The following is a 21,658-nucleotide window of genomic DNA, read 5'->3' as shown; positions in this document are numbered from 1 at the left end:
GGACTGCTCTTTCGCCCTGCACGAGTTCAAATCGTGCGGGGCGAACTGGGCAGGTGAGGCAATCGCCTATCGCTCAAATGCTCAAGCAGCCGCGGCATCAGGTATGCCGCATCGGCTCCTACACCTCGCAGGGTCGCCGAGGCAAAATTCCTTTGCTTGGGCAGACCCACGAAGTACAAGCCAGGCACCTGAATTGCCACGCCGTTTCGCTGTAGCGTACGCCCGTGCCGGTCAACGACTGGGAGCTGCGCCAGAAACTCCTGGTTAGGGCGAAATCCTGTTGCGAATATCAGCGCGTCAATCTGGGTGCTGCTTCCGTCTGGCCAAATCACACCGTCGGGCAGTACCTGCTGGAACATGGCTCTGCGCTGAATTCTGCCGCTGCTAAGTGCCTTTCGGTACTTGCCGGTGTCGAGCACTGGAGTGCTTTGATCACTCAACCATCGTGTTTGCTCCAACCCGGTGAATTTCAGCCACACATGAAAATCGAGTCCCAGAATCCGCTGAGGGAAGAAGCGGATCTTCTCGCGGGTCGCCAGCACCACCTGTGCGACGCCGGCAAGCTCATAGGCAATCTGAACAGCCGAGTTCGCTGCCCCCACAACGACAACACGCTGGCCGGCAAAGGCCTCAGGTGTTCGATAAGCCGAGCTATGCAGACAGTGTCCTGAAAAGTTCTCCAGCCCAGGAATGTCAGGCATGAAAGGACAGCTGAAGCCCCCTGATGCCACTACCACAGCACGCGCAGTGAAAGTCGCTCCGTTGGCGGTGCGAACCTCAAATGCCTTGTCCTTCTGCACGACCGCCACCACGCGGGTATCGCCCTGAAAAGGCAGCTGAAACTCGGCGGCGTATGCCTCCAGGTACTGCACCACTTCGTCTCGCAACGGGTAGCCCTTGGGATCGCCAGGAAACGCCCGCCCCGGCAGCGCAGAGTACTCAGCTGGTGAGAACAGCTGCAGGCTTTCGTAGTAGTTGCGCCAGTTCCCGCCTGGGGATTTCTGCTCATCCAAGATGAGATATTCCAATCCTTGCTGCTGCAATTGCCAGCCAGTCGCCAAACCTGCTTGCCCACCACCGATGACAACCACATCCAGAACGCGATTCGAATCATTCATATGTGCGCACTCATGCATATATAGGTGCAAAAAAAGGCCGGGCTACGGACAGCACAGCGAAACCAGACCTTTGGTTCGCTGGAGCAGGCCTTCCAGTCGCTCGACGATCGCCCCACCATTCACTTCATAGAACACCTGCCTACCCACCTTGGTGGCCTTCACGATCTGGGCGTCATGCAATACCTGCAGGTGCCTGGAGATCACCGAGCGCTCCTGTGGCAGCTCTTTGGCGATTTCGCCGACATCAGCCCGGCCGAGCAATAGTACGCGCTTGAAAACCGCGACTCTGGAAGGCTCGCAAAGCGCTTTGAAGAAGGCTTCGTCCAGCGACTCGATGGCGGCGTCGATGGCTTGAGTGCGGAGATTATGGTTGGTCGTCATGCGGCCAATATATGTGCATGAACGCGCACATGTAAAGCCACCCATCATCGAGGGGTTGCGATACATTCGAAAAAGCGTATATTCGAAAAACCATATACGTGCAGGGTATCGAGTGATGACTGGCAAGATCCGCGTCCTGTTTGTTTGCACCGCAAACGCCGCTCGCTCCCAGCTCGCCGAAGCTTTGCTCCGGCACACAGACCCTGTTCACTTCGAAGCTTTCAGCGCAGGTACCCAGCCTGGCCAAGTCGATCCGCGCACCTATGCCGCCCTCGAATATCTCGATATCGATACCAAGGCTCTACGCAGCAAGTCCATCGACGAGTTCGCAGGGGAACGGTTCGACTACGTGATTACGCTCTGCGACAAGGCAGCCCATGAGTGCCTTACGTTGCCTGCCTTCGGCGAGGTTCTGGCGTGGAACTTCGAAGACCCTGTCACCAGTGACCAACACGATGCCTTCCGACACACGCTTCACGAGATTCATGAGCGCATCAAGATGTTCGTCCTGGTGAAAACCAAACACTGAGAATTGCTATGACTGACTCGCTGACCCCCACCAAGGTTTTCAAATGCCTCGCCGACGAGAACCGCATTCGGATGATGCTGCTGATCGCTCGCGAGGAAGAACTCTGCGTCTGTGAACTGACCTGCGCGCTGGAAGAAAGCCAGCCCAAGGTTTCCCGCCACCTGGCGCAACTGCGCACCTGTGACCTGCTGGAAGACCGCCGTCAGGGCCAGTGGGTTTATTACCGGCTGCATCCTTCGCTTCCCGCCTGGGTACGTGAGGTCTTGGCGACGACGCTTGAGGCCAACCGCGAATGGCTAAGTACAAGCACCAAACGACTGGACACCATGGGTGACCGCCCTCAACGCGTCGCCTCCTGCTGCTGATCATTGCCGAGAAAAACCGATGAAAGTTCTGTTCCTCTGCACCGCCAATAGCTGCCGCAGCATCCTCTCCGAGGCTGTTTTCAATCATCTGGCCCCGGCCGGCATGAAGGCCTACAGCGCCGGCAGCCAGCCAAAGGGTGAGGTGCACCCGCTGTCCATCACCGCGCTGCAGCGTGCCGGTATCTCCACCGAGGGCCTCAGCAGCAAGTCCAGTGACGCGCATGCCGAACTGGCACCGGACTTTGTCATCACCGTCTGCGACAAGGCCGCTGGCGAAGCCTGCCCCGTATTCTTCGGACCAGCAGTGAAAGCTCACTGGGGACTTTCTGACCCTTCGGATTTGCACGGTAGCGCCGCCCAGCTGGACGCGGCGTTCGACAACACGCTTGAGCAGATCAAGCGACGCCTCAAGGCATTCATCGCACTGCCTTTCGACCAAATGGATGCCGCCCAGCTCAAGGTCGAGCTGGCCCGCATCGGAACGCTCTGACGTTTAGGGAGATCCACCATGAGCAAAAGCCGACTTTCATTCCTAGACCGCTACCTGACGGTCTGGATCTTTCTGGCCATGGGCCTGGGCATTGGCCTGGGCAGCCTGTTCCAGGGATTGCCTGCGTGGCTGAATAGCCTGTCGGTAGGCTCGACAAACATCCCCATCGCCATTGGCCTCATCGTCATGATGTACCCACCTCTGGCGAAAGTGAAATACGAGGAGTTGCCACAGGTATTCAAGGACAAGCGCATCCTTGCCCTGTCGCTGATCCAGAACTGGGTGATCGGCCCGGTCCTGATGTTCGGGCTGGCCGTTGTCTTCCTTTCCGACAAGCCTGAGTACATGACCGGCCTGATCCTCATCGGCCTGGCACGCTGCATCGCCATGGTGCTGGTGTGGAACCAGATCGCCGGTGGCAACAACCAGTACGTGGCCGGTCTGGTCGCCTTCAACAGCATTTTCCAGATCCTGTTCTTCAGCGTGTACGCCTGGATCTTCCTGGGCCTCTTGCCGCCGCTGTTTGGCCTTGAAGGTAGCGTCATTGAGACCAGCCTCCTCGATATCGCCCAATCGGTGCTGATCTATCTGGGCATCCCGTTCCTGGCTGGTTTCTTGACCCGCAAGATCCTGATCAGCAGCAAGGGCGAGACCTGGTATCAGGAGCGCTTCATCCCGAAGATCAGCCCGCTGACCCTCGTGGCGTTGCTGCTGACCATCGTCGCCATGTTCAGCCTGAAAGGCGACATGGTGCTGCAACTGCCGCTGGATGTGCTGCGCATCGCTATCCCGCTGACCATCTACTTCGTGGTGATGTTCTTCATCAGCTTCTGGATGGGCAAGCTGCTGGAGGCCGACTACCCGCGCACCACTGCGCTGGCGTTCACCGCAGCAAGCAACAACTTTGAACTGGCCATTGCTGTGGCCATCGCCACCTTCGGTCTTGCCTCGCCGGTCGCGTTTGCCACCGTCATCGGGCCCTTGGTGGAAGTGCCGGTACTGATCTCACTGGTGGGCGTGGCCTTGTGGCTCAAGCGCCGCTGGTTCGATCAGCCATCCGGTGCCTTGTCTCAGGAGTAAATCATGACCGAACACCACATCCCCAATATCGACAACGATCTGGTCGACCTGCCGACAGCAGACAAGCTGGCAGTCGAGCAAAAGTCCACTCATAAGCCTCGCATCCTGCTGCTGTACGGATCGACCCGCGAACGCTCGTTCAGCCGCCTGCTGACGGAAGAAGCGGCACGCCTGCTGGAGCACTTCGGTGCCGAGACGCGGATCTTCAATCCGACCGGGCTGCCACTGGCGGATGACGTGCCCGATGACCATCCCATGGTCAAGGAGCTGCGCGATCTGGTGCTGTGGTCGGAAGGCATGGTCTGGTGCTCGCCGGAACGCCACGGTGCAATGACCGGCGTGTTCAAGTCGCAGATCGACTGGATTCCACTGAGCATGGGCGCCGTGCGCCCCACTCAAGGCAAAACCCTCGCGGTGATGCAGGTCTGCGGCGGCTCGCAGTCGTTCAACGTGGTCAACCAGCTGCGCGTCCTCGGCCGCTGGATGCGCATGTTCACCATCCCTAACCAGTCGTCCGTGCCGAAGGCCTATCTGGAATTTGACGAGGCGGGCCGCATGAAGCCCTCTTCGTACTACGACCGTGTCGTCGACGTAATGGAGGAGCTGGTGAAGTTCACCCTGCTGCTTCGTGATCGCTCCGACTACCTGGTCGATCGCTACTCCGAACGTAAAGAGTCGGCTGAAGAACTATCCAAGCGTGTCAATCAACGATCCATTTGAGGCTTTGTGAGCATGCAATTGCACCCGTATTCCGTGTTGGCTAATTCCGAACTGGTCGGCCAGCTGATCTTCACTCCGTGCCCCGGTACCAAGGAGACATCGGTATCTCAGGCTCTGGCAACGCTGCGCGATGCCGGCGCGAGCGCGCTGGTAACCCTGATGCCGAGTGAAGAACTGCTGCAAAACGAGATCGATCTGCTTCCCGAGGAGTGCCAACTGCTGGGCCTCGAATGGTTCCACCTGCCGGTCGAGGACGACGAAGCGCCCGGTGAGCCGTTTGCGGCCGCCTGGGAGGCTCACCGGGAACGCCTGAAAGAGCTCGTGATGACCGGTAAGACGATCGCCATTCACTGCAAGGGCGGCTCTGGTCGCACCGGCCTGTTTGCCGCCCGCCTGATGATCGAGTGCGGCATCCCTGTGCAGGAAGCTGTTTCCCAGGTCCAGGCCCTGCGTCCACGTGCGATCCAGAACCCTGCGCACGTTGGGTATATCAACCAGTTCAGCGACACCCTCTGACCTTTCGCTAATCGCGATTCGAGAACAAGAACATGGCTATCAAAGTAGGTATCAATGGGTTTGGCCGTATTGGTCGCTTGGCGCTTCGCGCATCCTGGGACTGGCCGGAATTCGAGTTTGTGCAGATCAATGACCCGGCCGGTGACGCCGAGACCCATGCCCATCTGATCAACTTCGATTCGATCCACGGACGCTGGCACCGTGAAGCCCGCGCAGAGGGCGACGCGGTAGTGATCGAGGGCAAGCGCATCAAGGTCACCGCCAACAAGACCATCGCGGACACCGACTGGTCGGGCTGCGACCTGGTCATCGAGGCCAGCGGCAAGATGAAGTCGGTAGCCGTGCTCCAGGCCTACCTGGATCAGGGCGTCAAACGTGTGGTTGTCTGCGCTCCAGTGAAGGAGAAAGGCGCACTGAACGTGGTGATGGGCGTCAACCAGCACCTGTTCGAGCCGGCGCAGCATCGTATCGTCACCGCCGCCTCATGCACCACCAACTGCCTGGCCCCGGTGGTCAAGGTGATTCACGAGAACCTGGGCATCCGCCACGGCTCGATCACCACCATTCACGACCTCACCAATACCCAGAGCATCCTTGATACACCGCACAAGGACCTGCGCCGTGCCCGTGCCTCGGGCATGAGTCTGATCCCGACCACCACAGGCTCGGCCACCGCAATCGCCGAGATCTTCCCCGAACTGCGCGGCAAGCTGAATGGTCATGCCGTGCGTGTACCGCTGGCCAACGCCTCGCTGACCGACTGCGTGTTCGAAGTAGAACGTGAGACGACGGCTGAAGAGGTCAACGCGCTGCTGAAAGCCGCTGCCGAAGGGCCGCTGAAGGACATTCTGGGCTACGAAGAGCGCCCCTTGGTGTCCATCGACTACCGCACCGATCCGCGGTCCTCGATCATCGATGCGCTGTCCACCCTTGTAGTCAACGGTACCCAGGTGAAGATCTACGCCTGGTACGACAACGAGTGGGGCTACGCCAACCGTGCCGCGGAACTGGCACGCTTGGTCGGCGCAGCGGAGTAAACGGCGATCATGAAGGCGTTGTCAGCCCTGTCTGCGGAAGTGCGTCAGTACCTGCTGGTTACCGGCAATTACTGGGCCTTCACCCTCACCGACGGCGCATTGCGCATGTTGGTGGTACTGCACTTCCATTCGCTGGGCTACACGCCGCTGCAGATTGCGGCGCTGTTCCTGTTCTACGAAGTGTTCGGCGTGATCACCAACCTCGTGGGCGGCTACCTCGGCGCCCGCCTGGGGTTAAACCGCACGATGAACATCGGCCTTGGCATGCAGGTGGTTGCCCTGCTGATGCTCACGGTACCAGCAGCCTCGCTGACGGTGCCGTGGGTAATGGCCGCCCAGGCGCTCTCCGGCATCGCCAAGGACCTGAACAAGATGAGCGCCAAGAGCTCCATCAAGCTCCTGGTGCCGGACAGCCAGCAAGGCACCCTCTACAAATGGGTGGCCATCCTGACGGGCTCGAAAAACGCGCTCAAAGGCGTGGGCTTCTTCCTCGGGGGAGCACTGCTTGCGCTGCTCGGTTTCAGCCAGGCGGTACTGGCCATGGCGGCGGTGCTGGCCCTGATTTGGATCGGCAGTCTGATCCTGCTGAAAAAAGACTTGGGCAAGGCCAAGGCCAAGCCGAAGTTCCGCGACATGCTGTCCAAGAGCCGGGCCATCAACATCCTCTCGGCCGCACGGCTGTTTTTGTTCGGTGCCCGGGATGTCTGGTTCGTGGTGGCTCTGCCGGTGTACCTGAGCTCTGCGTTTGGCTGGGACTTCTGGCTGGTCGGTGGCTTCTTGGCCGCATGGGTAATCGGCTACGGCATCGTCCAGTCGTTTGCCCCCCACATCACCGGCAAGAAGCGTGGTCATGTGCCCGACGGCCGAGCAGCCTTCATCTGGGCAATCGCCCTGGCCGGGCTGCCTGCGCTCATTGCCGTGGGCCTGTCGGCTGGCTGGCCGGCGCAGGTAGTCTTGCTCGGTGGGTTGATGTTGTTTGGCGTGCTATTCGCCGTGAACTCATCGCTGCACAGCTACCTCATCGTCAGCTACGCCAAGGAGGACGGCGTCTCCCTGGATGTGGGCTTCTACTACATGTCCAACGCCCTGGGTCGCTTGGTCGGCACGCTGCTGTCAGGTTGGGTGTTTCAGGCCTATGGGTTGGAGGCTTGCTTGTGGGTTTCCAGCATCTTCGTGTTGGCCGCCGCACTCATCTCGATCGCACTGCCCAGGCACAGTGAAATGGCACACCAGGCAAACTGATCAGTGAGGAAATACGGAGGCCATCAGGCCTTCGCTTTCACCACAAACTGATCAATTTCTGCTGCAGTACTGCGGGCTGTGCGTGTCACCCCGATCAAGGTTGCTGATGCAGAACCCGTCCACTCGCCATAGCCGACCATCCACAGCCTGGGCTCACTCACAGATCGGGTACCTTCGACTTCTACACGTCCTTGCTCAGTAACAACCCCAAGGCTCGCGAGATGTCCCAAGGCGGGTTTGAACCCAGTGCACCAGATCACCGCATCCACTGCGGTTTCCGAGCCGTCTGCCCAGACCACACCGTCAGGGGTGAAACGAACGAAGGGTCTCACCGCGTGCAGAACGTCTCGCTCACGCGCCTCCACCACAGGCGGGACCATGACCACGTCGCCCAACCCGCCGACCGGCTGCTCAATGACACGCCCCTCCATCTGCGCTTTCCAGCGCTCCGTGGCCCGCTCGAACAGTACTCGGCCATCGACATCATCAGGTAGGAAGAGAGGATCGGTGGGAGTTACCCAGGTCGCATCCGCTACTTTGGAAACCTCTGCGAGAATCTGGGCGCCGGAGTTGCCACCGCCGACGACCAGCACGCGCTTGCCAGAGAAGGTCTGCGGTTCAACGTAGTCCGCCGAATGCAGCTGTAGGCCACGAAACAGCTCAGCGCCGGGGTAGGCAGGTATGTTCGGATTGCTCCAAGTGCCTGTAGCACTGACCACTGCTTTGGCATCCCAATGGTCAGACTCTGAATGGACACGTAACGCGCCGGCAACGCGCTCGATCGAGGTGACGCGCACCGGCCGTTCCATTGGAAACTGATAGCGCGCCTCATACTGGGTGAGATAGTCGATGACATGCTCGCGAGAAGGATAGCCATCCTCCACAGGCGGCATCATCCAACCGGGAATAGAGCTCCAGGTAGCCGGCGAGAATAGCCGCAGGGAATTCCAGCCGTGTCGCCAAGCCCCGCCGGCGCCCGGCTCGGCATCCAAGATGATGAACGAGAGATCTGTTCGACGCAGGAAGTACGCCGTTGCCAGCGCCGCTTGTCCTCCGCCAATGATGACTACATCCAACAAGCGCTCTGCATGGGCTTTCATCTAGACACTCCCCTGATCCATTGAGGGGGTTATCTTTCCAGATGGGGGAGAATATTTCTAATAATACGGCTACGTAATTCATAGCTGCTTTGGATGTCTGCTTAGGGTCGATAGCGGACAGTCGGGAGTTTTCGTTTTCAATCTATTGTTGCCTTCCGCACTCATCACAGATCTGCTTCCGAAGATGGGGCGCTAAGCGTCGAGATGGTCGTTCATCGTGGTCAAAGGTTACCAACCAAGCTCGCACAGAGCTCAGATGATTTGCGATTAGATTGTCCCTATTTATGAGACAGAAATTCCATTGAAGGCGTCTTTTTGTCTTAAGTTCGTGACAGTAAAGTGGGTTTATCACAGGCAGGCACCAAGGCCTCAAGGAGACGAATCATGATCACTGTCCGGAACGCTGAAGAACGTGGCCGCGCTAACCATGGCTGGTTGAAGTAATCTCATACCTTCTCATTCGCTGACTACTACGATCCCGATGAGCGAGGATTTTCTGACCTTCTGGTCATCAACGATGACCGGGTGATCGCTGGCAAAGGCTTCGGCCAGCACCCACACCGTGACATGGAGATTTTCTCCTATGTGCTCGAAGGTGCCTTGGAGCACAAAGACACCCTTGGTACCGGGTCGGTCATCAAACCGGGCGATGTGCAATTGATGAGCGCGGGCAGCGGGGTCGCTCACAGTGAGTTCAATCACAGCAAAGCGCTGCCGGTTCACTTCCTGCAAATCTGGATTGTGCCCAATGTACGTGGTGCGACTCCCCGTTATCAGCAGCAGCATTTCAGTGATGATGAAAAGCGCGGCAAGCTCCGTTTGATCATTTCGCCTGATGGCCAGCAGGGTTCGCTTCAGGTTCGCCAGGATGCACGCGTCTATGCAGGCCTTTTCGACGGCGACGAGCATGCCTCTCTGACTCTGGCTGACAACCGCCATGCCTATGTGCATGTTGCGCGTGGGCGCATTGAGTTGAATGGCCAATTGCTTCGCGAAGGTGATGGTGTTCGGATGAGGAAAGAGCAGGTAATTGAGCTTTCCAACGGCCGTGACGCAGAAGTGCTCGTGTTTGATCTGCGACCTAATGAGCTGCCACTCATGCCCTGAAACATGCAACTAAAGGACTGTCTTACCTCTTCTCACAGAGGGATGAGACGCCAGGCCCCATTAGTGGATCAAGGAATGCCAATTTGGCACTCGTGGGAAATTGCACCTGACTTGACCAAGCGTTTGCATCCCACTTGACCACCTTTTTGCATTCGACTTGACCAGCCATTTGCATCGGACGTGACCAGCGCACGGGCACATCTTGACCGGCAGGAATCGACCCAGAGCTTCCTTTCGAAATGTCTACGAAACCAGGGGCGATTCAGTGAACGACACTGAAGTAGTTGCTTTGGTTTTTAACGAGTGGTAGCGAAAAATGAAATGCACAAGCCCTTTAACTCATCCACTCACGCGCAGATCGCGCTCAGCAGAAAAAATGATTTCTGTGACCTTGAGCTTTTCTTGCCGAGGCGAGAGATGGATGCTGTAACAAGCCCCACCTACTACCTTATAGATATAACCCTCTTCAGCTCCTGAATCGCATTCAGCAATGCTCACTTCCTGGAGCGGTTCCATCACCCAGTCCTTCCCGCCTCTCATGTGACCAGGAGACATCAGGTGAGCCTGCGCAAGCCATGAGCGGTCATCAAGCTCCGAAAGCATCTGTTGAAGAATCGGTACCGTAGGGATCATCAGCATGCTGCCCACGATGTCATCACCATAATCACGCACGAGCTCCACGTAAAACCATGGGTGGTGCAGCTCCAGCTCAATAAATTTCCAGCGGCGACTGGAAGGCTCTCCGAAAATGTCGGCTGAGCTGAGTTCGGCGTGCCTGTAGGTCTTGAACATCGAAAAATCCTCAAAATATTAACAATAGTTAATGGATGTCCGACGTTCAAGACGGCTTCATCATTCCTTTTGTAGGAATGAAAAAATGGAACTGAAACAGGCATTTGGGAAAGCAATGAGGCAGCTTAGAAAATCCCGCAACCTCAACCAAGAAGATTTCGGTGGCCACAGCAGCCAAACCTACCTCAGTCAACTGGAAGCCGGTGGAAAAGGCCCTACCCTCGAAATGGTGCATGGGCTCGCCACTGTCATGAATGTTCATCCTTTGACGATCTTGACCCAGTGCTACCTTTTTATGGACAAGGATGCCACTCTGGATTCAATCATTCAGCGCGTTCGTGAGGAGCTCAGCGTGACGCCATCTGACCGATGAGGATGGGCACCTGCCTCCTTCAGCATGGGCTGAGATGTACTGTCTGATGCAATCAAAGTCTGCGCTGCCTGACCCAGTGGCTGGGTTGCGCCTGGGCCCTACCTATGCAGAAAAGGAGAGACATTGAAAGGCCGGCGGAAGGTAAAGACTGAGAAGTGGCGTATCAAGTCGGAACAGGAAGGCAGCGCCCAAGAGCTTTTGCGAGGGCGGGCACAAACGCAAGGAAAGCTCCTCGATATCGCGGCACAAGCCGGCAAGAGAATGGAGCCCGTTGGCCGACTTGCCGGTTGAGAGATACGCTTTCACATTTGAGGTGTGCAAATGAACGATCCACAGATACTGGCGCTTTGCCCCAGTTCACCGTTGGGGTGCTGGAGCATCGGCCACCGATGCTTCAAGGGAAGGTGCGAGCAAATCGGGCACCTGGCAACGCGAGTACTTGGCAGTCGAGTACTTGCCGCACAATGGCTATACAAGCCAGCGATCGGCCTAAGGCATCAAGTGCCTTGCAACATCTTGGAAACCGGATCGGGCTACCAGCAGGTGGTGACACTTCTAGGTCGAATTGAGTACGGTGTCTACGCTTAACGCCGGTAGGTTCATATCCAGACGACCTGTCAACCCGCATGACATAGGATTAGCTGTGTCTGTCGCAGAATCTATTTCCAACTGTATCAAGCGCATGCCTAAGGGAAGGCCCTTTGTTAGGGCGGTATTCGAGCGAGCGGGCTCCCGCTCTGCGGTGAACAAAGCTCTGTCTCGGATGGTACTCAGGGGTTACCTAGAGCGTGTGGCCCGCGGCGTTTACATGCGTCCCAAGTACAGCCAATACACGGGCAAAAGGGTTCGAGCCAACCCGATTTCTGTAATGGAAGCTGTTGCCAGGGCAAGAGGCGAGACTATCCAGATCCATGGTGCAGAAGCTGTTCGTCGACTTGGACTGAGTGTTCAGATGCAGGTTTTGCCTACTTACTACACCAGTGGAGCGACCCGTGAGATCAAGATAGGTAGCGCGGTTGTTCGGCTGCGCCATGCGTCTCGCCAACGACTTCAGCAAGCTGGAACGCGAATAGGTACGGCCCTGACTGCTTTTTTCTATCTCGGAGAAAATGGGGTGAATGAGCAGGTCGCGAGCAAGATTGCCAACTCGCTCAGCGCTGAAGAATTCAAAAAGCTCATGGCATGCAAAATGCCCAAGTGGATGCGCTCAGCACTGGCCAACTGCGCTATAAATGCGAACTGAAAGATTTAAGGAACAATAAAATCCTCAAATCAAGATACAACTAACATCTCCGTTGTCGCGACCGATTCTGGAATTCAGGCTCCGACAATTGCACTAAAAGTCATTCGGGGATATAAACAATAAAGCTTGGGCGTCGACCACGAGAAAGAGAGATTGATATTTTGGTGCCTCCACTGACCTCGCCAAACTTCGTTGAGCAGGTTCAATTGGTCAGTCATCGCGTAGCTCGGCGACACGCCGAACGAAAGCTACTTCTGATCAGCATCATCTGGACGCTTGTCGTTCAGGCAGACAATATCGAACTCGTCGCTAAAAAAGACGCGTCACCTGCCTGAATTACCACGAGAGGCTCCGCATATCTTATTCGTCACTATCCGCATTGTAATACTTGAATGCCATTTTCGATTCAAGAGCTGTCAGAGTTGTGCAAACATGCTTTGATTTAGGCTGACTTTATACTCCACCTAAATAAATAGACGAGTGATGCATAGCTGATACTCTCAGACTAGCAACTAGGAAGAGCCACCACAATCCGTACTGCAGTTGGGGTGGTGGCCCCGTCAACTTAGCGTAAACAAGAGAGCTCTGGCTAGACTCTCTCGCTTTGCAAACTATATCGCGGCCCGCTGACGTGCCTGCTCTCTTGCCTGTAACTGCAGAGCTAGGGTGGCTTGAATCTCGCTGTATAATTGCGCCTGCTCGTTATCACGGTCTGAAACCGTCACTACAAGCGCGTAGGGTTCTTCAACCAGCACATCCGGATGATTCCACTCCCGATCCTGGCGAATTACCACCACGAACCACTTCTCGTCCGGATTGCGCTGCTTGAAGGTCCATTTTGAGGATTGCACAGTACCTCTGCTTCGCAGCTGCGCAGAGATATCACGATTGGTGGCTGCATCGTCGTTTCGTGTCTCTGCTTCGTCCTGGTTTTCCTTGTTGAAGTGCGCCTGCACTTCATCAAGCGACTTACCTTTGACCAACCTGTAGCTAATCTGCGTGGCGAGATAATCCAACCGCGTGGTTCTCACAGCTGGCGAATAAGCGAGGGTCACGCTCAATTCCCTCAGCCCTCTCGCTTTGCGCAGATAAGACGCTGGCAGTGGCAACTCGAAGAACTGGCAGGCGTCTTTTTCAATCGTCTCCTCGCACATTAGCACTACGCAGTGATCTGAGGATCGAAACAAATCGCTTTCGTTCACCTGCCCATAGCCGGCAACGTCGCGAGAAATCTCACGGTTATAGGTGGCTTTGTTGACCTTGTATCCCTTCCTCATTTCGTCAGGGAAAGCGGTCTCAATCTCGCTCGGCAGCGATGCGTGATTCACCAGCATCGCTCGCAGCAAGTTGGCCGAGGCGTCCGGATATTCATTGAGTAAACGGCCGGAAAGGTAGGTGATGTAGGGGGCAGAGAAACTAGTACCGCAGATTTCTTTGAACAGCGTATTGCCCTGAAACTGGTAGTTCAAGGTCAGAACGCCCAGGCCGCGCATTTCCGTCTTCCACTGGTTGTTCCTGAAATGTACCGGGCACGCCAGGTTTCCTCCATGAGCCACCAGCTCCGGCTTCAACGCGCCTTTAACCGACGGGCCATGCCGCGTGAATGGTGATGGCTGATTCTCACAGGACGGGGATAGCTGATGAATTTCAGGATAACGCTGACTATCCACGGTGGCATCGTGTCGGGCAATACTGCCTACCGTTAGCACGTTCATCGCAGGTGCTGGATCAATGATGACGCTGCTCTCGTGCAACAGGTATTCTGGGTACTCTTCGCGCCAGCTATTGATAGGTACAGCTGGATCAGATGACCCCATGAAGTTACCGGTCGAGACTACGAACAGGATGTTGTGCTTACGCGCAAGCACATCCAGGATGTAAGCCAACCCGCGAACGTGGCTGCCGTCATAGGGAGCATTACTGTTCCCCAATGAGAGGTTGAAGATCCTGCACCCTAAACCTACGAAGTGCTCAACAGCCTCCGTCAGAGTAGCCTCAACGGTGTGCTCGTCGTAAATAGGATTTTCGGTATCTGGACATTTCCGCATGACCTTGCCGTTGTAGAGCCAAAACTCCGGACGCCAGTAATTACTGCGGTCACAAGCTTCAACGTCACCATACAGAGCGATGCCGGCTACAGCGGTACCATGCCCCACTTCATCAAACTCGTCTTGGCCTTCAACGAATGATTCACTCTCGGCAATTGCGGATCTAAGAAGTGGATGGTTCGTATTGATCCCACTGTCGAGAATGCATACTCGTGCTGCTTCGAGAGCAGGTTGCGGAATATTGCCTGGAAGCTCAGCTATATCTCGGTTCAGCTGGGCATAAGTGATGCCAGTCTGCGGTATCCGATCGACCAGACGCACATCGCTGTGATTCAAAAGTAGGTCAGCCTGCGCCTGCGTAGCTTCGACGCGATACATGACCAAGCTGTCGTAATTCAGCTTGTGCACTGTCTGCATGCCAGCCTCTTCCAACCATTTTTCAAAACCCGTGACGAGGCGAATCCGTGCTGGGTGATTCATGACGTAGTGAGGCCATAGCTCAACATCCAGCTTGAAGTGCTCCCCCTCGGGGAGGCCAAGATTGCGCAGCGCCCAGCTCTTCCTATCCTCGGCAGACCAGGCGTCGATACCCTCGATGGCTTCGAGAATCTGCTTATAGCTTACGGTCTGACCCAGGACGCCGAGCTTGTTCAGGTGATCTTGGAAAACCGCTAGGCCCTGCTCGGTGGCGAAGACGACACACACCTGCTTGCCTTCCTGACTGATGAACTCTAGGCCATGCTTTTGGAGATTTTCGAAGGTCATCGCGCCGTCGTACTGCAACTTAAGCACGAAAGGGGAGTTTTCTGCAGACTTGATTTGCTGGCGCGCAATGCCTGCGGCAGTGACGAAGTAGCCGTTCAGCTTTTGACCATGCCCGCGCAAGTCACCACGCTTGGCGAACTTCGGCGGATTTTTTGTCCGGCGGGCATTGTCGAGATTTTCGCGCTCAAAGCTCAGGTGCTTGTACGTTGCCATTCATCGTCCTTGATTGCAGCGGATCAGTGTTTTCGAAGCCCCTCTCGCACCAGTGCACTACGAAGCTCTTTGATGGTGAGGAACTCTTGGTTTCGCAATATCATACGCTTAATGGCACGCCGAACAACTCGTTCGACATCGGCACCACTTTTCCCTTCAAGCTCTGCCAGCAACTCGCCGTCATCTAGCTCAAATTGTCGGCGAATACCCCGCAACTTTAGCTGCAACAACGAGGTAAGCTGTTTCCTATCAGGAAGTGGAAATTCAATGGCGTCATCAAACCGGCGCCAAATTGCTGAATCAAGAATACTTTCGTGGTTGGTCGCTGCCAAAATGAGGCTCTGACCATCGTAAGCATCCATCATCTGCAATACAGCATTGACCACACGGCGGAGCTCACCGTGATCAGAACTATCACCACGCTCTTTGCCAATCGCATCAAACTCGTCAAACAAAACAACCAACTGATGCTTGGAAATGAACTCAAACACCTTTCGCAGGTTGGCGGCAGTTTCTCCGAGGAACGACGACACCAGTGCGTCGAGCCGGACGATAGCCAGTGGCCGGTCCAACTCGAAGGCGATCACTTCAGCCGCAAGAGTCTTACCGCAACCTGGTGGACCGAAGAAAATGACCTTGCCTGATGGCTTCATGCCGTAACTGCGAAGGACCTCAGAACGGCGATGCTCCTCAAGCATCTCCTCGATCATGACGGAACTGCTCTCAGGGAGGATGATCTCTTCAAGCGATCGCTTGGGCGGCCTAATATCGAGAAGCGGAAGTCCACGCTCCTTATCTACAGGAATGTCAGCGGTAAATTGCGGTTTACGTGCGGACTGAACATGCATGTCGCCGCCGTAAAGAATCTGTTCCAAATCGTTAGCCAGAAGGTGGTGCTGTTTTTGCCGCTCTTCTTCGATAATAGCTTCCGAAGCACGACGGAAGGCCGCCTGATCTCCGAGCGTTCCGGCCTTGAAGAGCTGCCGTAGTATTTTTCCGTTAGCCATTTGATAGGTCCTGCAATTAGGTTGTTTCTCAGAGTCGTCAACTCATGAAACCAATTCTTGCCCTAAGCAGTACAACTAACAGGCTGAATCAATGAGAGCTAACATGAACGGACTCCTTTCCAATAATTGCTATAGTGCAAACTCTAAAAACTCTTACACTAAGCTTACTGCAAGAGTATCGCCTAGGGTGGCTATTTGTCCAGTATTTCCAAAGCCTCAGCTCGGATTTTCAATGACAGTCGACGAGCGGCTTTGCTTGCGAGGACGATGAGCCGCCCTCTGTAAAAATGCCACTCCAAGGATAGCCAGGTACCCGCGAAGCAGCATGCTGGCCGGGAGAACCTGCAAGCATCTGCAACTAGATAACTTTTGCTAAAACTAAAAAGTCGAACACCAAGCATGATCCATGCGTGCACCAGAACACCTACAAATTCTGCAAACTTATACAGCTATCAAACTTTCAGCTGTCTGTTCAGCATGTAGGGTGCTTAAGACCTGCAGTTTTAGAGATTAGAGTTGCGCCACACATGCGATGACCGGCGAACCGCGCTTTCTGCCAGATGAAAAAAGTTAAGTTTCGAGGTTAGATCTGGCCCCAAAAGCGCCAAAAGGTTACTAAAATTTAGACAAGGCAACGTTTTTTAGATTTTTTGCCATTGCCGATAGGCTGGAGCCCAGAACTGTAGGGGAAAAATCTCTCAATCAGAAAACGCGACCAAAAACTAATAGCGCAGATATGCATATTGAGCCAAAACCAAGCCCTCTAATCAGATAGGTAAAGACATCGACGATCGCCCCGGCGCGCTGGCCAGGGGGATGTATTTACGGGGTGTCATTGAACAAAGTCGACCATTCTACGCCAACGCGCGGCGTTGCATAGGAGGGGCGGATGGTGGGGGTGGGATCGGGGGGAATCTATTGCCTGTGCTGGCCTCTTCGCGGCTAAAGCCGCTCCCACAGGTACTGCACAGTTCTCGAAGGCAATGATAATCCCTGTGGGAGCGGCTTTAGCCGCGAAAGGGCCGGTATAGCTGCAGATGACTCAGACGTGACGCTGCTTGGCCTTGCCCCGAGGCAAGCGGCAACGGTCGCCCTGCTCGGCCAGGCGCGCGGCCCAGGCGGACTTCACGCTGAAGCCACCGCTACGAGCCGGCTGCTGCTCGGCAGCTTTGGCCGGTTTGGCGGCCGCAGGCACGCTGACAACCTTGGCCGCCGGCTTGACCTCGGCCACGGTAACAGCCGGCTCAACTGCCGCCTTGGCGGTCTTGCGCAGTTCGGCCAGTGATGGGCTCTTGCTCTTGGCGACAGCTGCCGCCTCGGGTTTGCTCAGCGAACGCTGGCAAGACTTGCAGGATACGTCCTCGGTCACGGCAGTGCTGACAAGGGTCTGACTGCTGCGCCCGCAGGCGGAATCGAGGCCATTGGAGGAAAAGTGAGTAACCAAAACCGAACATCTCCGATGCGTTGTCATTTGAAGCGGGCGCTATTCTCGCACAGGTTGCAGGGGCTTGCCGAACCACCGGGCAGGCACCACCGGTCACATCGGCTGGCACTTTGCCATAATCCTAGGCATGCTAGCCCGTTTCGGGTGTCCGGCCTTATAGTGCGCCACCGCGGTCTGGCAACCAGACACCGGCACACACCGTGCATGATCCATCCCTGCCATCGCCAGCCCAATCGCAGGATCAACGCTTGACCAATCTTACTCATCCGTCGTCATTGCGTTCCGCGCCACAGGCGCCCGTCGCCTCGCTGCGCGGGTCGATCAAGGGTGCGCTGGCGCTGCTGGCCCTGATCCTGCTGGGCCTGCTGCTGTGGCAGCTGTTCGCCCAGTTCAACCATACCCAGGCTGACCTGCGCAAACAGAGCCTGGACGCCACCGCCGAACTGGCCGACCACCTGAGCCTGAACATGGCCCTCAAGGCGCAACAGGCCGTGAATGTGGTGCAGCCCTACGTCAAGGCGCCGACGCCCTCGGCCTTGCCCAGCCTGCTGGGCACCCTTCGCGAGCGCCTCCCGGCCCTGCAGAGCATGGCCTGGCTGGACGCTACCGGCCAGGTGCAGGCCGACAGCCTGGCCGGCAGCCCCGACCGCCATTTGCTTGACGAGCTGCTTAGGCTGAACCAGGGCAGCCCGTACTTCTTCACCAATTCGGGCGACAACCGCACCGTCTACCTATTGCTACGCCAGGCCACCGAACAAGGCCGCGGCTACTGGCTGCTGCGCCTGTCGCCGGACTACTACCGCACCCTCACCCTCCACCTGGATGGTGCCGGCCACCCGCTGTGGCTGTTGGAAAACAGCCGCAACGGCGAGGTACTGCAAAGCCATGCGCCGGCCGTTACCAGCAACGAACCGCTGCAAAGCGTGATGCTGGCTTTCATCGACAACAGTACCTGGCAGTTGCGCGGCCTGTTCGACGCCAAGCTGGCCCAACAGAAGCTGCTGCCGGCGCTGCTCGGCAAATGCCTGCTGGTGCTGTTCTGCGCCCTGCTGCCGATGCTGGCCCTGGTCAACATGCGCCGCCGCCAACGGGCGCTGCAGGACGACCGCCGGCGCTATCAGGAAATTTTCGAAGGCACCGGCGTGGCCTTGTGTGTGCTCGACCTGTCCAGCCTGCCCGGCCAACTCGACCGTTACCACCTGCGCAACCGTGCCGCGCTCAAACACAGCCTGGCCCTGGACCCCAACCTGCGCCGCTCGCTGCTGCTGGAGCTGAAGATCACCGAGATCAACCAGGTGGCCCGCCAACTGTTGAACATCGACAGCCACGAAGGTGCCTGGCAGCGCCTGATCGATGGCACTGGCGATGGCCGCGACAGCATCGGCATGCAACTGATCGACGCGCTGATCGAGCAGCGCCCGCTGCTGGAGCTGGAGGTGCGCCTGCCGGCGCCGCTGGGTGGCGAGTTGCACCTGTGGCTGATGGCCCGCCTGCCGCAGCAGCGCCGCGACTGCCAGGCGGTCATCCTCAGCATCAGCGACATCACCAGCCGCAAGCAGGTGGAGCTGTCGCTGCTGGAGCGTGAGAGCTTCTGGTCGGACGTGGTGCGCACGGTGCCCGACCAGTTGTATGTGCAGGACGTGCTCAGCCAGCGCATGATCTTCAGTAACCGCCACCTCGGCCAGACCCTGGGCTACGACCGTACCGAGCTGGCGCATATGGGCGAGCGCTTCTGGGAGCTGCTGCTGCACCCCGAGGATGCCACGCACTACCAGGCGCTGCGCCAGCAACAGCGCGACAGCGGCCATGACCAGCCGCTGCACTGCCAGCTGCGTTTCCGCCACCGTGATGGCGGCTGGCGCTGCTACGACATCCGCGAACAAGTGCTGACCCGTGACGCCGACGGCCTGGTGACACGCATCATCGGCGTGGGTAAGGACGTGACGGTGCAGATCGAGGCCAGCCAGTCGCTGCGCGACAGCGAACAGCGCTACCGCATGCTCGCCGAAAGCATCAGCGACGTGATCTTCTCTACCGACAGGCTGCTCCAGCTCAACTACGTAAGCCCCTCGGTGCAAAGCGTGCTGGGCTACCAGGCCGACTGGATCTTCGCCAACGGCTGGCAGTCGATCATCGCCAACCCGTCCCAGCTCACCGGCATCTATAGCCTGATGGAGCGCGTCAGCAAGGCCATGGGCGACCCGGCCCAGCTTGCCCAGCTACGCAGCCAGCTGCCCACCCAGCTGTTCCTTTTCGACTGCCTGCGCGCCGATGGCCGCAAGATCCCCATCGAACTGCGCCTGGTGCTGGTGTGGGACGATGAAGAGCGCTTCGAAGGCGTGCTCGGGGTTGGCCGCGACATCAGCCAGCAACGCCGTGCCGAGAAAGACCTGCGCATGGCCGCGACGGTATTCGAGCACTCCACCTCGGCCATCCTCATCACCGACCCGGCGGGCTATATCGTCCAGGCCAACGAAGCGTTCAGCCGCGTCAGTGGCTACGCCGTCAGCGAGGTGCTCGACCAGTTGCCGGGCATGCTTACCGTCGACGAGCAGCAGGAAGGCCACCTGCGCTACGTGGTGAAGCAGCTTTACCAGCGCGGCAGCTGGGAGGGCGAAATGTGGCTCAAGCGCCGCGACGGCGACCACTACCCGGCCTGGGTCGGCATTACCGCAGTGCTGGACGACGAAGGCGACCTGGCCAGCTACGTGTGTTTCTTCACCGACATCAGCGAGCGCAAGGCCAGCGAACAGCGCATCCACCGCCTGGCCTACTACGACGCCCTCACCCACCTGCCCAACCGCACGTTGTTCCAGGACCGTCTGTACAACGCCCTGCAGCAGGCCGAGCGGCAAAAGGCCTGGGTGGTGCTGATGTTCCTCGACCTGGACCGCTTCAAGCCGATCAACGACTCCCTCGGCCACGCTGCCGGCGACCGCATGCTCAAGGACATGGCCCAGCGCCTGCTGGCCTGTGTGGACAACGACGACACCGTGGCGCGCATGGGCGGCGACGAGTTCACCCTGCTGCTGCAACCGCGCGCTACCCGTGAAATGGCACTCAACCGCGCCATCCACGTGGCCGAGAACATCCTCGGCAGCCTGGTGCGGCCGTTCGTGCTGGAAAACCGCGAGTTCTTCGTTACCGCAAGTATCGGCATCGCCCTCAGCCCGCAGGACGGCAGCGAGCTGAGCCAGCTGATGAAAAACGCCGACACCGCCATGTACCACGCCAAGGAGCGCGGCAAGAACAACTTCCAGTTCTACCAGGCGGAGATGAACGCCAGCGCTCTGGAACGCCTGGAGCTGGAGAGCGACCTGCGCCATGCCATGGAGCAGAACGAGTTCATCCTCTACTACCAGCCGCAGTTCAGTGGCGACGGCAAGCGCCTGACCGGCGCAGAAGCCCTGCTGCGCTGGCGCCACCCGACCCGCGGCCTGGTCCCGCCGGGCGAATTCATCCCGGTGATCGAAGAACTGGGCCTGGTGGTGGACGTGGGCGACTGGGTGCTGCGCGAGGCCAGCCGCCAGCTCAAGGCCTGGCACAAGGCCAAGGTGCGCGTGCCCAAGGTGTCGGTGAACATCTCGGCGCGGCAGTTCTCCGACGGCCAGCTGGGCACGCGCATCGCCACCATTCTGGAAGAAACCGGCCTGCCACCGGCGTGCCTGGAGCTGGAGCTGACCGAAAGCATCCTGATGCGCGAAGTGAACGAAGCCATGCAGATTCTCGCCAGCCTGAAAAACCTCGGCCTGAGCATCGCGGTGGACGACTTCGGCACCGGTTACTCGTCGCTGAACTACCTCAAGCAGTTCCCGATCGATGTGTTGAAGATCGACCGCACCTTCGTCGACGGCCTGCCTGAAGGCGAGCAGGATGCGCAGATTGCCCGAGCGATCATCGCCATGGCCCACAGCCTCAACCTGGCGGTGATCGCCGAAGGGGTGGAGACCCACGAGCAGCTGGAGTTCCTGCGCGAGCATGGTTGCGACGAGGTGCAGGGCTACCTGTTCGGGCGGCCGATGCCGGCGCATCAGTTCGAGGCGCAGTTCGCCAACGAGAAGCTCTTCATGTTCCATTGAGCAGTTGCC

18 protein-coding genes and 1 pseudogene are annotated in these 21,658 nt (G+C 57.7%); 12 read left to right on the top strand and 7 right to left on the bottom strand.

The genetic code is table 11. The features are described from left to right. Positions 1 to 26 precede the first annotated feature (26 nt). Together KDB76_RS03910 and KDB76_RS03905 are read right to left on the bottom strand one after the other, a co-directional pair. On the bottom strand, positions 27 to 1,118 hold the full coding sequence (locus tag KDB76_RS03910; RefSeq protein ID WP_075043708.1) for an NAD(P)-binding domain-containing protein: 1,092 nt from the start codon (positions 1,116 to 1,118) through the stop codon (positions 27 to 29). 42 nt (positions 1,119 to 1,160) lie between these two features. Continuing rightward, positions 1,161 to 1,499 carry a metalloregulator ArsR/SmtB family transcription factor gene (locus KDB76_RS03905; protein ID WP_075043707.1) on the bottom strand — a complete coding sequence of 113 codons (339 nt, stop codon included), beginning with the start codon at positions 1,497 to 1,499 and terminating at the stop codon, positions 1,161 to 1,163. A 115-nt stretch (positions 1,500 to 1,614) separates the two neighbouring features. On the opposite strand from KDB76_RS03905, the gene KDB76_RS03900 reads away from it, so the two are divergent. From KDB76_RS03900 to arsJ, 8 genes are read left to right on the top strand one after another with little or no spacing between them, the layout of a single operon-like run. Further along, on the top strand, positions 1,615 to 2,028 hold the full coding sequence (locus KDB76_RS03900) for an arsenate reductase ArsC (protein ID WP_075043706.1): 414 nt from the start codon (positions 1,615 to 1,617) through the stop codon (positions 2,026 to 2,028). 8 nt (positions 2,029 to 2,036) lie between these two features. Continuing rightward, the gene (locus tag KDB76_RS03895; RefSeq protein WP_051096013.1) at positions 2,037 to 2,393 is read left to right on the top strand and encodes a metalloregulator ArsR/SmtB family transcription factor; all 357 of its coding nucleotides are present in this window, start codon (positions 2,037 to 2,039) and stop codon (positions 2,391 to 2,393) included. A 19-nt stretch (positions 2,394 to 2,412) separates the two neighbouring features. Then, entirely contained in the window at positions 2,413 to 2,883 is a 471-nt protein-coding gene (locus KDB76_RS03890; protein ID WP_075043705.1) for an arsenate reductase ArsC, read from the top strand. A gap of 18 nt (positions 2,884 to 2,901) precedes the next feature. After that, entirely contained in the window at positions 2,902 to 3,963 is a 1,062-nt protein-coding gene (gene arsB, locus KDB76_RS03885; protein WP_075043704.1) for an ACR3 family arsenite efflux transporter, read from the top strand. A gap of 3 nt (positions 3,964 to 3,966) precedes the next feature. Next, on the top strand, positions 3,967 to 4,683 hold the full coding sequence (gene arsH, locus KDB76_RS03880) for an arsenical resistance protein ArsH (protein WP_051096016.1): 717 nt from the start codon (positions 3,967 to 3,969) through the stop codon (positions 4,681 to 4,683). A 12-nt stretch (positions 4,684 to 4,695) separates the two neighbouring features. Next, a complete protein-coding gene (locus KDB76_RS03875) occupies positions 4,696 to 5,199 on the top strand; it encodes a cyclin-dependent kinase inhibitor 3 family protein (RefSeq protein ID WP_075043703.1) in 504 nt (167 codons plus the stop codon). A gap of 32 nt (positions 5,200 to 5,231) precedes the next feature. Further along, positions 5,232 to 6,236 (top strand): ArsJ-associated glyceraldehyde-3-phosphate dehydrogenase, encoded by a 1,005-nt coding sequence (locus KDB76_RS03870; RefSeq protein WP_075043702.1) that lies wholly within the window; start codon positions 5,232 to 5,234, stop codon positions 6,234 to 6,236. Between the two features lie 9 nt (positions 6,237 to 6,245). Next, positions 6,246 to 7,478, top strand: coding sequence for an organoarsenical effux MFS transporter ArsJ (gene arsJ, locus KDB76_RS03865; RefSeq protein ID WP_075043701.1), 1,233 nt, complete (start codon positions 6,246 to 6,248; stop codon positions 7,476 to 7,478). 23 nt (positions 7,479 to 7,501) lie between these two features. On the opposite strand, the gene KDB76_RS03860 is transcribed toward arsJ, so the two are convergent. Beyond that, entirely contained in the window at positions 7,502 to 8,578 is a 1,077-nt protein-coding gene (locus KDB76_RS03860; RefSeq protein ID WP_075043700.1) for an ArsO family NAD(P)H-dependent flavin-containing monooxygenase, read from the bottom strand. Between the two features lie 384 nt (positions 8,579 to 8,962). Between KDB76_RS03860 and KDB76_RS03855 the strand changes: the two are divergent. Then, a pseudogene (locus KDB76_RS03855) lies at positions 8,963 to 9,685 on the top strand (pirin family protein). Between the two features lie 339 nt (positions 9,686 to 10,024). Here the strand turns inward: KDB76_RS03855 and KDB76_RS03850 are convergent. Continuing rightward, on the bottom strand, positions 10,025 to 10,477 hold the full coding sequence (locus tag KDB76_RS03850; RefSeq protein WP_046784613.1) for a hypothetical protein: 453 nt from the start codon (positions 10,475 to 10,477) through the stop codon (positions 10,025 to 10,027). Between the two features lie 85 nt (positions 10,478 to 10,562). Between KDB76_RS03850 and KDB76_RS03845 the strand changes: the two genes are divergently transcribed. Both KDB76_RS03845 and KDB76_RS03835 read left to right on the top strand, forming a co-directional pair. Continuing rightward, entirely contained in the window at positions 10,563 to 10,850 is a 288-nt protein-coding gene (locus KDB76_RS03845) for a helix-turn-helix transcriptional regulator (RefSeq protein ID WP_046784614.1), read from the top strand. A gap of 643 nt (positions 10,851 to 11,493) precedes the next feature. Beyond that, positions 11,494 to 12,093, top strand: a complete 600-nt coding sequence (locus KDB76_RS03835; protein WP_082056539.1) for a DUF6088 family protein — start codon at positions 11,494 to 11,496, stop codon at positions 12,091 to 12,093. A gap of 611 nt (positions 12,094 to 12,704) precedes the next feature. Here KDB76_RS03835 and KDB76_RS03830 read toward each other — a convergent pair. From KDB76_RS03830 to KDB76_RS03820, 3 genes are all read right to left on the bottom strand, one after another. Further along, positions 12,705 to 15,119, bottom strand: a complete 2,415-nt coding sequence (locus KDB76_RS03830) for a S8 family peptidase (protein ID WP_212632225.1) — start codon at positions 15,117 to 15,119, stop codon at positions 12,705 to 12,707. Positions 15,120 to 15,142: 23 nt separating this feature from the next. Beyond that, positions 15,143 to 16,126: an ATP-binding protein gene (locus tag KDB76_RS03825; protein ID WP_051096024.1), complete on the bottom strand. Its 984-nt coding sequence runs from the start codon at positions 16,124 to 16,126 to the stop codon at positions 15,143 to 15,145. Positions 16,127 to 17,168: 1,042 nt separating this feature from the next. Then, positions 17,169 to 17,570, bottom strand: a complete 402-nt coding sequence (locus tag KDB76_RS03820; protein WP_024086234.1) for a hypothetical protein — start codon at positions 17,568 to 17,570, stop codon at positions 17,169 to 17,171. A 248-nt stretch (positions 17,571 to 17,818) separates the two neighbouring features. Between KDB76_RS03820 and KDB76_RS03815 the strand changes: the two genes are divergently transcribed. After that, on the top strand, positions 17,819 to 21,649 hold the full coding sequence (locus KDB76_RS03815) for a bifunctional diguanylate cyclase/phosphodiesterase (RefSeq protein ID WP_038408666.1): 3,831 nt from the start codon (positions 17,819 to 17,821) through the stop codon (positions 21,647 to 21,649). Positions 21,650 to 21,658 lie beyond the last annotated feature (9 nt).

The organism is Pseudomonas sp. JS425, from assembly GCF_018223845.1.
Taxonomy (GTDB): domain Bacteria; phylum Pseudomonadota; class Gammaproteobacteria; order Pseudomonadales; family Pseudomonadaceae; genus Aquipseudomonas; species Aquipseudomonas asiatica.
Note: the sequence above shows the minus strand (reverse complement) of the source record. Positions and strands in the feature narration are given on the sequence as shown.